We start from the raw sequence: 14978 nt of genomic DNA, 5'->3' as shown, positions 1-14978 counted from the left end.
ATATTATGGAAGAAAATAAATCGGCTGTTGAGGTGGCGGCGTCGACACCTTTAAGCGCGAACGATATTGGCAGGGTTACCGAAGAAGATATTAAGGAAGCGCTTCACGATGTTGTCGATCCGGAATTGGGCATTGATGTTGTTGATTTAGGCCTAGTTTATGGCATTGAAATTGACGAGCTGGGTCGCGCGATTCTTACAATGACGCTTACAACTCCGGCTTGCCCGCTTACTGATTTGATTGAGGACGAGTGTGCGAATGCGCTCGCAGGTTTGGTGGAAGAGTTTCGCATTGATTGGACGTGGAAGCCGCGCTGGAGCGTTGAAAACATTAATGAAGACGGTCGCGCGCAGCTTGAGGCGCTTGGCTACAATCTCAACAGTTTGCAGGCGAACTTTGCGGCTGGAATGTATGGTTCTGGGGTAGTTGGGGGCGCTGGTTCGATGGGTGCTGGTGATATGGGTGCTTCGATGGGCGCTGGTATTCCGCCAACCGCGTGAGTATTTGGTTGGCTTGCCGTTTTGTTTTGATAGCAACGTACTAAACAAGTGGGAATTATGGGCGCTGAAATAAAAGCAGTTAGTGCAAGCGGAATTTGTGATATTTGCGGTATAAATAATATGCGCGAAAATAGTATCCGCGAGTATGCTTCGCGCGGAATTTCCGACGTTGTTTTTGACTTGAATTTGCTGGTAGATTGGGATGCGCGCCGCACTCTGGCTGCAGATTATCCTGATTTTATTGGGGAAGTGCTTTTTAGTTTCGAGCCGGAATGGGGATTTGAGTTTCACGAGTCTTTGCGCGAGGCTGGGTGGAGTATTGAGCGCGTGCTTGAATCGTTTAGCGAGCATCACGGGCCTGCGGTTACGTGGCTGTATCGCTTGTATTTTGAGCGTTTCGAGCGCGGTTTTGCCGGCGAGCGTGTGGATGCTTGCGGTCAGGCGCGCGAGTTGATTGCGAACGGCGTGCGCGTGTGGGCGCTTGGTAACGCTCCTTGCGATTGGCTAGACTTCGCGCGCAAAACTTGCCCAATACTCGGCGAGCTTAACGGTGTTTGCGCATCTTATGAATCGCATTTGCGCAAACCCGACGTAATGCTTTACCGCGCGTTTTTGCAACAAACTGGTCTTTCCGATGCTTCCACGCTTTTTCTCGAAGGTGACTCTCGCGCCGCTTCTGCAGCGTCGCTGCTCTATTCTTAATCAGCATCCTAATCTGCGTGAGTGTCTTATTCTGCTTGTTTTGGGACACTCGTGCAGATTGCTCTCTGCGTGCGTGTCTGAAAACCAGCATAATGAGACACTCGTGCAGTAACTAATCTGCGAGAGTGTCTGAAAATCAGCGTAATGAGACACTCGTGCAGCGCTCAAGCACTTTGTTGCGCGCATTCTGCCGCTTCGAGCGAATCGTAGCCATACATGCGCACAGTATTCGCAATTATTATTTGCGTAAGATTTATATTTTCCGCGCGCAAGTTATTCACAAAACGCTGGTATTTTGCGAAAGTTGCGTCAGAATACGTGCTTAATTCGCCTCGCAAATACGTTTCAAAAGACGTATTTTCTGCCGTATCCTCGCTAGTTTTAAGCGCGCGCATTGCAAGACCCAAATGCGGGTATCGATTGCGAAAATCCGCAGCCCACTCAACTTGCGTTAAAATAATCTGCTCCTGCGAACTTTTTCTAGGCTCTAAAATCGGCTTAATATAAGGCTTAATCGTGCGCTCAAAAATTTCCGTCGCAGTCGACTCCATCATTCGCGCATACTTTTCCGTAATCAAATTGCGGCCGTCGCTATTCGCGCGCTCAAGATCCTGCTTATAAGACTCTTGCAAATCCAGCGGCCACGCCAAAAATTGACTCATGCGCATAATGCGGAAAGTTGGCCAGTTTCCTTGACAATTCGCGCGTCCGCCCTCGTTTTGCGTAAGCTGGAACTGATCCCACTCGAGTTTTGTAATTTCTTCCGCAAGCTTTTCTGATTTTTGATTTTGCACTTCTGGATTTTGCGCTTCCAAATTTTGCGCTTCTGGATTTTGCGTTTCCGTATTTGCTGATAAATCGCACATCATAAGCTCCTTAAGCACGAAGCGCGCGAATTAATATGCGCTTCAACGTACGGCCGCTGCCATTCCAAAAAAGTTTCGCCGCAATCGCTTAAGCCCTCGTATTGCAACTCGCGCACAATATCCTCGCAAATACTGTCAATTATTTGCGTAACTTGCTTTTGCGCAATTCCCGCTCCTTTGCCACCTTCTCCAAAACCGTCGCCGCCGGAGCCGTCGCCACCAAAGCAAGCAGCGGAAGAAAGTCGCATTACTGACTCAAGTTTTCCACACACTTCCGGAAGCCTAGAAGCCATGCGATTGCTTAGCTTTCGCAATGTCGCAAACTGCCACTTGTAGTACGGCAAGTAGCCTGCAGTTACGGGATTGTTGAGCAGAAAAACAATGGAAGCGGTTGCTCGCACGAATTCGTTTATAGAAAGCCACGCGGCGGATGCATCTTTGCGCGCAATCATGCGTGGGAAATTGTATTGGCCGGCTTGCGAAATCATGCCAAGTCTTCTGGAGATTAGTGAGATTCGCACGTCGTCCGGCATGAGTTTGAAACTTTGGCGCGTTTTTGAGAACTCGCCAAGAGGATCCGCGAAAATTTTGCCGTTCGTCGCTGCGGCAAGAGTTGACTCGCTTAGTGATAGCCATAAGTGCGGCTCGTTTGCGGTTGGGGCAGTGGGGAAGCCGGTTAGATTTTCGAAAAATTCGCTTATGCTGAACACTCCGACGCGCTTGCTACTTTCGCGTGACTTGGCGCGCGGCGTTTCGTTGCGAGAGTCAAAACCGGCGTATTTTCGCGGAAGTGCGTCGTAAGCGTCTTGCAAATCCGCGCCAATTTCCGCGTAATCTTCGTCGGTGAGCCACAAGCAGAAGCCGGGACCAAAATCGTGGTCGCGCGAAATCTCGTCGTCAAAACCGTAACATTCCGAACCGTGACCAACTAATCCTGCAGCTATGCGGTTCTTGTATTTCGCGAATTTTGGCTGATCGAGTAACGGCTTTCCGTAAGTTTGCCAGTATGATTGCGATAGTTGCATGCCGGTTTTTATTTTTGGATTATTTTCTGTTTTTACAGTTTTGATTGATTTTATGGTTTTATTTGACTCTGGCTGTTGCTCATCGGTTGCTTGCGACTTTTCAGAATCGTATTGAATCACATTCGCCGCGCCAGTCGCCGTAACTTTTTCTGCTAACTTGCGTGTCTGCTGCAAATTTTCCGCTGTAATCGCGTAAGATTCGCTATCTTTTCCGTAACATTTCGCAATCAAATCAAGCGCTTTACTGTAACTTTCCGACGCCTGAGCGTACTCGCCGCGCGCACACTGAACTTGCGCAAAACCTGCCAAAGCAGAAGCGTAGTGCGGTTGATTTTCGTTATTTCCAGTGACGTACATGCGAACGCTGGTCGAAGCGTGCTTAAAAGCGGATTCAAGAATATTGCTAACATGAACCGCGTTAGTATTTGCATCTGACTTTTGTGTGCGTTCTTGCGTTCGTTCTTGCGTTCGTTCTTGTGAGCACTTCTGCAACATAGCAAGCGCAATATTCGTGTGCGTGGCGGCAATATCGATGTCGTGATCAGGATCCGTGCTCGTATTTTGCAAAATCTCAAGCGCCTGATTAAGCTCCTCAATTGCCTCACTCGTGCGACCGGTTTCGCTATAAAGCATCGAAAGATTGTTGTGAAGGGCAGCGAGTTTTCTATCGTTTGGTTTTAGTGTTTTCGATGATTCTTTAATAGCTTGAGAATATATTTCTTCTGCGCGATTGTAGCTGCCTGCCGCGCGAAGGCTTGTGGCGGCGTTAATTAGCGTGGTTGTGCCAGCTTCGGTGCCAGCTAGGTGCATGGAATCGGCCAGATTTAAAGCGTGATTTATTATCGGCTGATTTTTTGTGTGCTCTCCGCGCGAACGGTAAAATCCCATGAGTTCGTTGAGAATTGAAAGCTGCAGGGGATTGGCTTCTTCGTTTGCCGCGGATGTTTCGGCTGCTGCCTGCGCTTCGGCAAGTTTTCGCAAAAGGTACGATTCAATCGCGTCAGCGCCCACGTGATTCGCGAACATTTCGTCAAGCTCGCTATAAAACTGCGCAGCGTTCTGCATCAAAGCCCCCTTGCTATTGCGCTCGTTCAATCAATCGACTTTAACTTTACAGCCATGTAAAGAAACTGCCGTAATCTTCTCGAGAAGCGACAAAAACTTTGCGTGCGCTAACTTATTTTTGCGCTGCTCTTCCGTTTTTTTTTTACTGGCTAGCATAGATATTAGGAGTATGCATTTTCGCTGATTGAACAGGAAGATAAATGAGCAAGAAGAGCGGGATTTATAAAATTGTGGCCATATGTGCGTCTGCGATTGCGGCAGTAACAATGACGTTGCCAACAATCACCAGTGCAGTTGGTATGGTAGGCAGCGCGCGTTCTGCTTCCGCGATTTCCAGCGCTGCTGCTCCCAAATCCTCAAAAAATGCTGTGCGTTCGGCGGGTGCAGATTCGGGTAGGGCTTCGGCGCATTCTTCTACTGAGCGTTCTGCTGGTGATAATTCCTATGGCATAGATGCAGACGATATAAAAATTGAAAATGCTGATAGTTGGGGTGGGTTGAAAGGTCGTAATCTTGAATACGCTTTGACAAATAATTTCCAAGTTTTGCATTTGAAGCCTAAGGATTCAAAAAATGATGTAAATGGAAAACTTTTGATAGGCAATGGTTCTTCTGATGTAAATTCAATTTATTATGGTTATGATGGCAAAGCTGCTTTAATTAATCAAATAAAAATTATTGTTATTGATGAAGATATGACATTATCTGCCGCATCGCAAATGTTTTATGGGTTTGGAGGCGTTCAGAAAATAATTGGTTTAGAGCATATAAAGTTCAGTAATAAACTTGAACGTGGTAATGCATACTCAATGTTTTCTAAATGTGAGAATCTTAGAACTTTAGATGGTATTAAGAACTGGGATATGACGAATGTAAAGAACGTGCATTCCATGTTTGAATATTGCAAAAAGCTCAAAAAAATAGATTTATCTGGATGGAAGCATGCAGGTATTGAAGACACAATAGGTATGTTTAGGGAGTGTAGCTCTCTAGAAGAAGTAGATATATTCCCATCTACAGAAGGTAAATTAAAAACCATTGAGGAGATGTTCTTTAACTGTCATAAACTTTCGTCTATACCAGGAATTGAGGCATGGAACACTAACAATATAAACGACATGTATTGTGCTTTTTATATGACAGCTTTAAAATCGCTAGATTTAAGTAAATGGTTTATTCCTACTGCAAAAGTTCCTAAAAATCCTGACTATTATAGTTTGCCTAGTGAAAATGAACCTGGGTATCTTGGTGTAGTTTTGAATAATACTTTGCGTGATCTTACCTATGTAGGCAATTTTTTCCCTCGTAGGGCTAGTGGTGTATGGCGTAAGTCGACTGGAAAATCTGCTCAAAATCCAGGCGAAAATATTGAATTAAATCATAAAACAAGAACTAACTATATGCGTATAGTGCGCGATTATATTGAGGTTAAGTTTGAGAATAAGACAGATAATACTTCTCTAACTTGTGTTGCTGATGTGCTGCAGGGTAAAGATGCTAAACATAATTTAAGTAATACAAAATTTACTAATTGCAAATATGAGTATTCTCCAAGTAATGATACGAGTTTAACTGCTGCAGATAAGCTGGAAAACGCTAGAGAAATGCTTTCAGCTTATGCAGAAAATTCGGGTCTAACTCACATTGCTAAACTTATTCGCAATTCGAAAAAGAGTTCTGTCGATGCATTGAAAAATCTTCTTAAAGAGGCAGATAATTCTCGTTCTAAACCAGTTATGAATTTGGATACTATAAGAAAGTCTCTTGGAATCGTTTCTGACGATACTGTTACCTGGAATGTTGATGAGAGTAAGTTAGGTAATTACATTAAAGAAGTAATTGATAGAAACCATACAGGAACTGGAGTCTACTACTTAGTTAGTGATAATAAAGGTGCAAAAGAAGTAACTATTAATAATGGTAGTAGTGTTCCTGATTCGAAAATTTCAAATCATGAGCTAGTTGCTTGGAAAGACATCACTTTTACGGCTGATGTGAAGCACAAGCCAAAGCCAAAGCCGCCTGTTCCGCCAACTCCGCCAACTCCGCCAACGCCGGAGCCGCAGCCGGAGCCGCAGCCACAGCCTCAGCCTCAGCCGCAGCCGGGTCCGCAGCCTTCGCCAACACCGACCCCGACGCCGAATCCAGATTTGAATATTAATCCGGATTTTACTCCGGATTCGAACCCGGATTCAAATCCATTTAATCCGCTTGATAATGAGCCTCAAAACGCGCCGCAGAATCCGCTTCAATCAATTCAAAACGCTGATGCAGAAAATAACGCGCTTCGTCGTGGGGTGGCCAATCGTAATCGTAATAATCTCGCTAATAACGCCAATTCCGGCGCGCAAAAGCAGTTAAATGGCAACGACGGAACTTGCAAATGCGTGTGCCCAACTTCGCCATCGGACGCAAATTCGCGCGATTCCGCCGGCTCGGCAAAAAAGTCGGAAAATAACGCTGCGTCTTATCAAAACGGCAACAAGTATTCGTGGTTGGAAACCGGCGGATTAGTTGCGGGATTGATTATTTCGTGGCTGATTATGCTGCTTATCGGCTTCGTTTTGGGATATAAGATGAGGAAGAAGCACGACGAGAAGCAGATTGTCGAAGAGTAGCAGATTGTCGGCGAGAAGCAGATGAGCAGCGCGCTTATAGTGCGCTAGTGCAAAAAATCAAAAGTCGGGCTGGCGGGATTTGAACCCGCGGCCTCTTCGTCCCGAACGAAGCGCGCTACCAAACTGCGCTACAGCCCGATGTCGATTGTGCTGATTAAGAAACAGCTTTGCGATTACTTGCGCCGCACACGTTTCGCCGTTTCGCGCTTTCGTGCGTCGCGCGCTTTCGTATTTTTGTACGTCACGCACTTCGCGCTTCACGCACGTCTCGCAACACTCCGACAACTTGGTTATACTAGCGTAAACTTTCTACAAATCAGCAATGTGTGTCGCTTCCAAGCATCTCTCTCAAATTTTCGAAAAATTTATAGATTATTTTGCATATTAATTGATTCGTTATTCATTCGCGTGGATATTAGCGAGGTGAGATTTGAGATTTTTCGCACTGAGCGAGGCGAACGTCAGAGCCGTAGGCTGCTGATTCGTCGAGTGAAGAAGAAAAATCGAAAAATCTATGCGATTGGCATGGTTATTAACGAATTAGCATGCAGAGTTTGGGGGATTTCTTTACGAGCACTAAAAGAGGACTGAGAAGCTACATTCTTTAAGAAAGGCGAACACGCTAAACTCTTTTAGCAGCCAGAGCGCCCGAAGGACGGGACGTGCGAGGAGAGAAATCCACCAAAACTCGCGCCACACTAAGCAAAATATAATATAAGCCTAAAAATTTTTATAAAAAATTCGCTTGTGTTATTTTGCGGCTGCATTCACTATGCATTCACCCTGCACGCGCAGCAAGCACTCCGCAATATTTGCAAAATTACCTCACTTTTCGTAAATAATTTCGTATATCTTAATAAAATAATAAAAATTTTTACTAAAAATGCATTTTCTTTTCGAAAACAGAAAAATATAAATATTTCCATAAAAACGCGCGTTTTTTGCAAAAATGGTCGCGCGAATCAAGCTAATAGCGCAATAAAACCTACTCAAAACGCTTACATCTGTATTACCTACTGGCTACAATAAGCGTTTATGACTGACACCAATACTGCAATATCTGCCGCGCAAAACGCCGCAGAAAACGAAGCAACAGATACCACCACAGATATCTCCAACGAAATTGACACTGTTGAACATGCCGAAATGTTACTCGCGCAAGACGAGGCAATCGCCAAGCGTGTAAACGAAGGCGCAACTCTGGACGAAGCAATCGACCCAAGTAATAAAGAGTTTGGTCCGCTTGCGCACCCGGAGCAGGTACAGATGCGCGTTGCTAAGCGCGCGATGCTTCTTAAGGAAGGCGTGCAGCCTTACCCGGTGCATCTTAACGTTACGGATACTATCGAGCAGGTTCGTAAGCAGTTCGACGGCAAGCTTGAAGCCGGCGAAGAAACCGATACCGAGGTTGGTATTGCAGGACGCGTGCTTTTCTTGCGTAATGCTGGCGGCTTGTGCTTCGTTAAGCTTTCTGCCGGTGACGGCACTACGATTCAGGCCATGGTTTCCAAGAAGGAAATCGGCGAAGAATCCATTAAAAGCTTCAAGCAGATGGTTGATTTGGGAGACCATTTGTACGTGCGCGGTCGCGTGATTTCTTCCAAGACCGGCGAGCTTTCCGTTTTTGCAACAGAGTGGGCGATTGCAGCTAAGGCTTTGCAGCCGCTTCCAGCTTTGCACAAGGAATTAAGCGACGATACTCGTACGCGAAAGCCTTATATTGGTATGATTGCGGACGAGAAGATTCGCGATATGGTTCGCAGGCGTTCTCACGCTGTGGCTTCTCTTCGCCGCACTTTCGACAGTCACGACTTCTTGGAAGTCGAAACCCCAATGTTGCAAACGGTTCACGGCGGCGCTGCTGCTCGTCCGTTCACAACTCACATGAACGCTTTCGACATTGATCTTTATTTGCGCATCGCTCCGGAGCTTTTCTTGAAGCGCTGCTTGGTTGGTGGCATTGACCGCGTGTTTGAAATCAACCGCGATTTTAGAAACGAAGGTGTGGACGCAACTCACGCTCCAGAGTTTACAATGCTCGAAGCTTACCAGGCTTACGGCACTTACGATACTATTGGCGCTCTTACTAAGGAGCTGATTCAGAAGGCTGCTATCGATGCTTTCGGCTCTACCAAGGTGACTTTGCTTAATGGCGAAGAGTACGATTTCGGCGGCGAGTGGAAGCAGATTACAATGTACGGCTCGCTTAGCGAGGCTTTGGGTGAGGAGATTACGCCGGAAACTTCCGTTGAGCATTTGGGCGCGATTGCAGACAAGCTTGGCGTTGAGCGCGACGACGTGGAGAATCACGGCAAGTTGGTTGAGCACTTGTGGGAGCACTTCTACGAGGATAAGCTTTACGAGCCAACGTTTGTGCGCGACTTCCCAGTGGAGACCAGCCCGCTTGTTAAGGGTCACCGCACGAAGCCTGGAATGGTTGAGAAGTGGGATTTGTACGTGCGCGGCTTTGAGCTTGCAACCGGCTATTCCGAGCTTAACGATCCTGTTGTGCAGCGCGAGCGTTTTGTGGCTCAGGCTAAGGATGCTTTGGCTGGCGACGTTGAGGCAATGGATATTGATGAGGACTTCATTGAGGCTCTCGGCGTTGGCATGCCTCCTGCCGGCGGTATGGGCATGGGTATTGATCGCTTGCTGATTGCTCTTACGGGCGCAACTATTCGCGAGACGATTACGTTCCCACTCGTAAAGCCACTTCGCTAGTTGATAATTTTTATTAGATAAAGCCGTTGAATGCTATTTAGTGTTCAGCGGCTTTTTGTATGCGATGAGTTTGTTGCGCAGCACTCCAAACGTGGGAGCATTGTCTCGCGTTTGGAGGGTTTGGTGTGGTTATTTGCTCCAAACGTGCGCAACTTATCTCGTGTTTGGAGGGTTTGGTGTGGTTATTTGCTCCAAACGTGCGCAACTTATCTCGTGTTTGGAGCGCTGTGTGACTGTCGTCGTAAGGCGTGAATAAACTAGGCAATTATGACATACAAATTAGTATTGCTCCGACATGGTCAGAGCGCATGGAATAAGACCAATCAGTTCACTGGTTGGGTTGATGTACCGCTGACTGAGCAGGGTGTTGAGGAAGCTAAGCATGGTGGCGAGCTTCTTAAAGAGAAGAACGTTCTTCCAGACATCGTGTTCACTTCTTTGCTTCGTCGCGCTATCAACACCGCGAATTACGCGCTTGATGCAGCCGACCGCTTGTGGATTCCAGTTCGCCGCAGCTGGCGTTTGAACGAGCGTCACTATGGTGCTTTGCAAGGTAAGAACAAGTCTGAGATTCGTCAGGAATATGGCGATGAGAAGTTCATGATTTGGCGTCGTTCTTACGCAACTCCACCTCCTGAGATTGATCCAAACGACGAGTATTCTCAGACTAACGATCCTCGTTACGCAGGCGATCCAGTTCCAGAAACTGAAGCTTTGGCAAATGTTGTGACTCGCGTAACGCCTTACTGGGAGTCCGATATTATTCCTGAGCTTAAGTCTGGCAAGACCGTGATGATTGCTGCTCACGGCAACAGCTTGCGCGCAATCGTAAAGATGCTTGACGGTTTGAGCGAGGAAGAGATTTCTAAGGTCAATATTCCTACCGCTATTCCGCTGCTTTACGAATTGGATGAGAACTTCAAGCCAATCAAGCCTCGCGGTGAGTATTTGGATCCAGAAGCTGCTGCTGCCGGCGCTGCCGCTGTGGCTGCTCAGGGCCAGAAGTGAGCTTAAGTCGAGCTTATTTAAGGCTTATTTAAGGCTTAGCTAATACTTAGCGAAAAATTAAAAAGAAAATTTAAGAAAATATTATAAAAGTACTTGCGTAATATTAATTAGCATCGTATACTTATAAATATCTTCTTTCTAATTTCTCTATCGGGTGAATTTGTTGCGTATTGCAAATTCACTCGTTTCTTTTTATTTGCGATTGAACGTATCTGCGATATTTCAAGAATTCTTATACCCCCCCCTAATGAGTATTGAATGAATAATAATTTAGTTTTTAGATGTGGGGGATTGGGGGCGCTACTAAATATAGTGGTATAGCACTGTATAAATATTAATCTTGCATAACAAATATGCACTGTTTATGTGCTATTTATGTTCCGCTTATACTCTGCTTATACGCTGCTTAATATATGTCACTCAACGCTCTAAAATATCAGCGCTACGCAACCACAAGCGCTATGCAATCACAGTGTCTTTATCTGGCTCAGGCTTCTTTGTTGGATCAAATCCCGAAACAATAAACACAATCTGCCTTGCAACAGCAACGCTGTGGTCGCCAATGCGCTCAATAAAGCGGCTCAGCAGCACAATGTCAATCAGCTGCCTGCGAGTTCCGTGCCAATTTTCACCTTCAACAAGCGCAAAAATCTCCTCATGCAGCTTGTCTAACGCGTCATCTCCAGCAATAATGGTTTCCGCTATTTTTACGTCGCGATTAGCAACCATGGTAGTTAATCGCCCTGAAAGCTCATGCAGGAAGTCAATCATCGCAACAATTGTTTCGCGCGCTTCTTGCACAATAGCGGACTCTGGCCAAGTTCGCCTAGTGATTTGCGCAATATGACTAGTTAAATCGCCCATGCGCTCGAAAGTTGCCGCCAAACGCATAGTGGCAACAACTTCGCGCAAGTCCGTTGCAACCGGGTTTTGGCGCGCGAGAAGAGTTAAGCACTGATCAATAGTGCTGGCTTCCAAAGCATCCAAATCTGCGTCTTTGTCAATAACGGTTTGCGCAGATTCCAAATCCGCGTTCACAAGTGCGTTTCCCGCGTCGTTCATAGCTTTCGACACAAGTTCCGCCATGCGATCGAGGTTTGCAGATACGGCCTTCATTTCTTCGTTGAAAATCACTCGCATGGTGCATCCTTTCATTGTTGCAATAAGCTTTATGTGCGCATCCTTTCTAATTATAGACGACGCTAGTAACGAAGCGGCCGAAACTGCTCAGCTGCGAGTAGTCTATGCCGCTTTTTATTTGCAGAGTTACCAAAGTGAGCAAAATATGAGATTATAATAGTATGCCTGATTCTTCAGCCGTAGTATTTATTGCGTTTGGCGTGCTCTCGCTTTGCGTTGTGCTTGCGTTATGCGTTTTTGCGTCGGATTGGTTTTCGCCGTTGTGGCGTTTTTTGCTGCGCGCGTTTAAAAGAGTTAATATTTCACGCGGCTTAACTTCTAATCATGCTTACGATTCTTACGATTCTTACGATTCAGATCTCGATTCAGATCTCAACTCAGGCTGCGAATCCGAAAATCTTTCCGATTTAGACGACCTAAGTTCGGATGCGTCTCAAGTTTTGGCAATGCTCGACATGCCGACTGTTGTAATCGACTCCGAAAATGACGTAATTCGTGCAAGCTCCGAAGCTTATTTGCTGGGCGTTGTTGTTGACGATTCGCTGTGTCAGCAGCGCGTTCTTCAAGCTGTTAATTCCGTGCGCAATTCCGGGGGATTTGAGCGTCTTTCTTTGGTGACTTCAACTCCAGAGCGTTATAAAATTGCGGATGATTCCGAAGAATCGACTACGATTTCGCGCCCAAATTGGCTGAATATTACGGCAGGTAGCGTTGGTGGCGGTATGGTTGTGTTGATTATTGAGGACACGAGTGCGGCTCACCGTTTTGCGCAAACTCGAGACGACTTTATTGCAAACGTTTCTGATCAGCTAATAAATTCCACGCGAAGCTTAACTCAACTTACTAAAGTTTTGCAGGAAGCTAACGTTTCTACGCAAAAAGTTAAGGAAATAGCGAAAATCGCAAATAAATCTTCCACAAAACTTGAGCATATGCTTGAAGATTTACTGTGGCTTGTTCGTGCGCAAAATCCTATTGACGTAAATGCGTCTAAATTGTTGTCGGTTGCAGATTTGCTTGAGTCGGTTAAAAATCAGACTGACTCTTTTGCTCAAAATTGCGGCGTTTTGCTTAAGATAAAAGCTGATTCTTCTTTGCGCGTGCGCGGTGACGGCGATCAGATTAAAGCTGCGATTCGTAAGTTGATTGAAAACGCTATTACGTATTCGCCGGAAAACGCTACTGTTTCAATATCTGCCGCGTCTTCTTCGGACGGTCGTTACGCTGTAATTCGCGTGGTTGACAGGGGTGTTGGTATTGATTTAGAAGATCAGTCGCGCATTTTTGAGCGTTTTTACCGCGCACACAATCAGAATAATAAAAGTCAGGATGGTGTTGGCTTGGGTCTTGCAATTGCTAAGCATGTGGCACTTACGCATCATGGAAGTATTACATTGTGGAGCAGGCCTGGTCAGGGGACTACAGTTAGTTTTGCTGTGCCGATTGCGAATAATTAAGTTCCGTGAATAATTAAGTTCCGCGAATATAAGTTATTTTCCGAGTCGGCGATAATCCCAGCGGTCAAAGTGCTCCCAAATTAAAAGCAGAACGCCAATAATCATGCCGCTTGCGCAAACTAGCGCGGGAAACCAAGTAGTAATATGCAAAAACGCAATAATAACCGTAACTACTGTTGCAATAAGCCACGCTATTGTACCTATAGAAAAAACCTTACGCAAATCTACGCGCAGTGGCTTTGGTGTAGACTTTCGTGCATCTGGATTAACTATAGGTGCTAATTTCATACTCTAACCATACAACTGAGTCGAGTCTAAAAATTACGCACGAGATTATGCAGGGCGATTATGCACGTTATTTCGCACGTTATTTCGCACGTTATTTCGCACGTTATTATGCACGTTATTGCGCACTCTATTTCGTATGTTATTGCGCACAGGATTGCGCAGCGCGATTCCAATAAGTGTTTCCTACATCCGCGCCACGTTGTAATCTTAAATAGATGTGTCTGTGGAAGGCGTGCGTTGGGTGTCGCTAAATCCACAATGTTCACAGCATTTACAGGCAAAGTTTACGTAAGAAAGTGATTCGTATGAAGCGTGCTGCACATGGTGCTCCGAAGGCAAAGGGGCGTAGTTATTCGCCACTTTCGCTTTTTGTAGCACAGCATGGTGAGCATGGTGCGCACGGTTCGCACAGTGAGCGTACTTCTTCGCATAGCTCTCGCACTTCGCGCGGGGATCACGGCCTTCATGGCGCGCGTTCTTACCAAACTAATCGCAATAGTGAGCGTTTAGCTGCACTTTCAGCAAGCAATGGTGCTGTTGTTGAGGTTTCGGATGCTGTTGCCGAGCGTTTGCAAGAGATTATGCCGCAAAGCCGTCGCGAAATCAGGTTGTCTAGGCTTGCTAATGAGCGTCGTCGTCGCCTGCTTGTTTCAACTTCTATGATTGCTATGATTGGCGCTGTTGCGGCAACAATGTCGCTTACAAAAATTAATACTTTTGATTCTCGCGCAGCAGAGCTTGAGTCTGGCATAACTAGCGTGGACGATTCTTCGGCTTTGAATGTATCTCGCTCTAGCCAGCGTACTTCGCTTGATTCGCCAGATTCTATGGATGCAATCAATAACGCTGTTGACTCTATTGAAAACGCTAGTGGCTCAGACTCCGGTGATGCTTCACATGCAGCTCATGCCGCTCATGCTGCACACGCTGCGCGCGCTGATTATGATGCAAATACTAATAATTCCGGTGCTTATGCTTCTTCGGGAATTTCCGGCCTTTTGGGTATTTCGACTGCAAGAAGCGCTGCAAATTCGCGTCCTGGAACCGCTTCTGTAACGTCTTCTAAGTCTGATTCTTGGAAGCTGGGTGCAGATTCTGGCTTTAATATTGCGGAAATGTCGCGTTCTGCTGCAGATAATCCTAAAGTCGCTTTGCTTATGGATAAAGACTTTGACGTATTGCCAAAGGGCTTTAATCCAAATCATGCAACTGGTGATACCGGTAACGCGTATGAGTTCAGCCAGTGCACTTGGTGGGTGTATGTGCGTAGGTCTCAGCTTGGTTTGCCTGTTGGTTCGCATTTTGGCAACGGAAATATGTGGGCTGATTCTGCGCGCGGACTTGGATATTGGGTTGATCGCACTCCTCGCCACGTTGGAGATATTATGGTTTTCCGCGCTGGTCAGGCTGGTTCGGATCCGTTCTACGGACATGTTGCAATTGTTGAGAAGATTAATCCAGACGGTTCGATTGAAACTTCGGAATCTGGCGCTTCTTTGCGAGGAAAAACATTCTCTCGTAAGTTTGATGCAAAGCAGCTTTCTCAGTATCAATTCATTCACTACTAAAGTACTGCTTGCTAATCTTT

The 14978-nt window shown here is 46.0% G+C and carries 12 protein-coding genes and 1 tRNA gene; 8 read left to right on the top strand and 5 right to left on the bottom strand.

Annotated features, from left to right (window positions below):
- The first annotated feature begins 5 nt into the window (after positions 1-5).
- A complete protein-coding gene (locus HXT52_RS04395) occupies positions 6-500 on the top strand; it encodes a metal-sulfur cluster assembly factor (RefSeq protein ID WP_415682749.1) in 495 nt (164 codons plus the stop codon).
- A 57-nt stretch (positions 501-557) separates the two neighbouring features.
- Complete coding sequence (locus HXT52_RS04390; RefSeq protein ID WP_421775807.1) at positions 558-1202, top strand: alpha/beta hydrolase; 645 nt, start codon at positions 558-560, stop codon at positions 1200-1202.
- A gap of 164 nt (positions 1203-1366) precedes the next feature.
- Here HXT52_RS04390 and HXT52_RS04385 read toward each other — a convergent pair whose 3' ends face one another.
- Both HXT52_RS04385 and HXT52_RS04380 read right to left on the bottom strand, forming a co-directional pair.
- Positions 1367-2071 (bottom strand): DUF4125 family protein, encoded by a 705-nt coding sequence (locus HXT52_RS04385; RefSeq protein ID WP_421775806.1) that lies wholly within the window; start codon positions 2069-2071, stop codon positions 1367-1369.
- On the bottom strand, positions 2068-4158 hold the full coding sequence (locus HXT52_RS04380; protein ID WP_421775805.1) for a DUF4037 domain-containing protein: 2091 nt from the start codon (positions 4156-4158) through the stop codon (positions 2068-2070). Before HXT52_RS04380 ends, HXT52_RS04385 begins: the two co-directional genes overlap by 4 nt.
- Before the next feature lie 200 nt (positions 4159-4358).
- Here HXT52_RS04380 and HXT52_RS04375 point away from each other — a divergent pair, with 200 nt between their 5' ends.
- Positions 4359-6776: a BspA family leucine-rich repeat surface protein gene (locus HXT52_RS04375; protein WP_421775804.1), complete on the top strand. Its 2418-nt coding sequence runs from the start codon at positions 4359-4361 to the stop codon at positions 6774-6776.
- Between the two features lie 64 nt (positions 6777-6840).
- Here HXT52_RS04375 and HXT52_RS04370 read toward each other — a convergent pair.
- A tRNA-Pro gene (locus HXT52_RS04370) sits at positions 6841-6914 on the bottom strand.
- A 285-nt stretch (positions 6915-7199) separates the two neighbouring features.
- Between HXT52_RS04370 and HXT52_RS04365 the strand changes: the two genes are divergently transcribed.
- From HXT52_RS04365 to HXT52_RS04355, 3 genes are all read left to right on the top strand, one after another.
- Positions 7200-7367: a hypothetical protein gene (locus HXT52_RS04365; RefSeq protein ID WP_421775803.1), complete on the top strand. Its 168-nt coding sequence runs from the start codon at positions 7200-7202 to the stop codon at positions 7365-7367.
- Between the two features lie 444 nt (positions 7368-7811).
- Complete coding sequence (gene lysS / locus HXT52_RS04360) at positions 7812-9497, top strand: lysine--tRNA ligase (protein WP_421775802.1); 1686 nt, start codon at positions 7812-7814, stop codon at positions 9495-9497.
- A 267-nt stretch (positions 9498-9764) separates the two neighbouring features.
- Positions 9765-10505, top strand: a complete 741-nt coding sequence (locus tag HXT52_RS04355) for a phosphoglyceromutase (RefSeq protein ID WP_004128801.1) — start codon at positions 9765-9767, stop codon at positions 10503-10505.
- Between the two features lie 459 nt (positions 10506-10964).
- Here the strand turns inward: HXT52_RS04355 and phoU are convergent, their stop codons facing one another.
- Positions 10965-11645, bottom strand: coding sequence for a phosphate signaling complex protein PhoU (gene phoU, locus HXT52_RS04350; protein ID WP_004137012.1), 681 nt, complete (start codon positions 11643-11645; stop codon positions 10965-10967).
- Positions 11646-11806: 161 nt separating this feature from the next.
- Between phoU and HXT52_RS04345 the strand changes: the two genes are divergently transcribed.
- Positions 11807-13102, top strand: coding sequence for a sensor histidine kinase (locus HXT52_RS04345; protein WP_421775801.1), 1296 nt, complete (start codon positions 11807-11809; stop codon positions 13100-13102).
- Between the two features lie 33 nt (positions 13103-13135).
- Here the strand turns inward: HXT52_RS04345 and HXT52_RS04340 are convergent, their stop codons facing one another.
- Positions 13136-13390: a DUF2530 domain-containing protein gene (locus tag HXT52_RS04340; RefSeq protein WP_004128796.1), complete on the bottom strand. Its 255-nt coding sequence runs from the start codon at positions 13388-13390 to the stop codon at positions 13136-13138.
- Between the two features lie 305 nt (positions 13391-13695).
- Between HXT52_RS04340 and HXT52_RS04335 the strand changes: the two genes are divergently transcribed.
- Entirely contained in the window at positions 13696-14958 is a 1263-nt protein-coding gene (locus HXT52_RS04335; protein ID WP_410296440.1) for a CHAP domain-containing protein, read from the top strand.
- Positions 14959-14978: the final 20 nt, after the last annotated feature.

Source organism: Gardnerella sp. KA00288, assembly GCF_049244085.1.
In the GTDB taxonomy this organism is placed as follows: Bacteria; Actinomycetota; Actinomycetes; order Actinomycetales; family Bifidobacteriaceae; genus Bifidobacterium; species Bifidobacterium greenwoodii.
This window is presented reverse-complemented; position numbering and strand designations above follow the sequence as displayed.

Excerpts from the sequence above, each read along its gene's own strand:
- HXT52_RS04395 (WP_415682749.1), top strand. The coding sequence starts at position 6 with ATGGAAGAAAATAAATCGGCTGTTGAGGTGGCGGCGTCGACACCTTTA.
- HXT52_RS04390 (WP_421775807.1), top strand. The coding sequence starts at position 558 with ATGGGCGCTGAAATAAAAGCAGTTAGTGCAAGCGGAATTTGTGATATT.
- HXT52_RS04385 (WP_421775806.1), bottom strand. The coding sequence starts at position 2,071 with ATGATGTGCGATTTATCAGCAAATACGGAAACGCAAAATCCAGAAGCG.
- HXT52_RS04380 (WP_421775805.1), bottom strand. The coding sequence starts at position 4,158 with ATGCAGAACGCTGCGCAGTTTTATAGCGAGCTTGACGAAATGTTCGCG.
- HXT52_RS04375 (WP_421775804.1), top strand. The coding sequence starts at position 4,359 with ATGAGCAAGAAGAGCGGGATTTATAAAATTGTGGCCATATGTGCGTCT.
- lysS (WP_421775802.1), top strand. The coding sequence starts at position 7,812 with ATGACTGACACCAATACTGCAATATCTGCCGCGCAAAACGCCGCAGAA.
- HXT52_RS04355 (WP_004128801.1), top strand. The coding sequence starts at position 9,765 with ATGACATACAAATTAGTATTGCTCCGACATGGTCAGAGCGCATGGAAT.
- phoU (WP_004137012.1), bottom strand. The coding sequence starts at position 11,645 with ATGCGAGTGATTTTCAACGAAGAAATGAAGGCCGTATCTGCAAACCTC.
- HXT52_RS04345 (WP_421775801.1), top strand. The coding sequence starts at position 11,807 with ATGCCTGATTCTTCAGCCGTAGTATTTATTGCGTTTGGCGTGCTCTCG.
- HXT52_RS04340 (WP_004128796.1), bottom strand. The coding sequence starts at position 13,390 with ATGAAATTAGCACCTATAGTTAATCCAGATGCACGAAAGTCTACACCA.
- HXT52_RS04335 (WP_410296440.1), top strand. The coding sequence starts at position 13,696 with ATGAAGCGTGCTGCACATGGTGCTCCGAAGGCAAAGGGGCGTAGTTAT.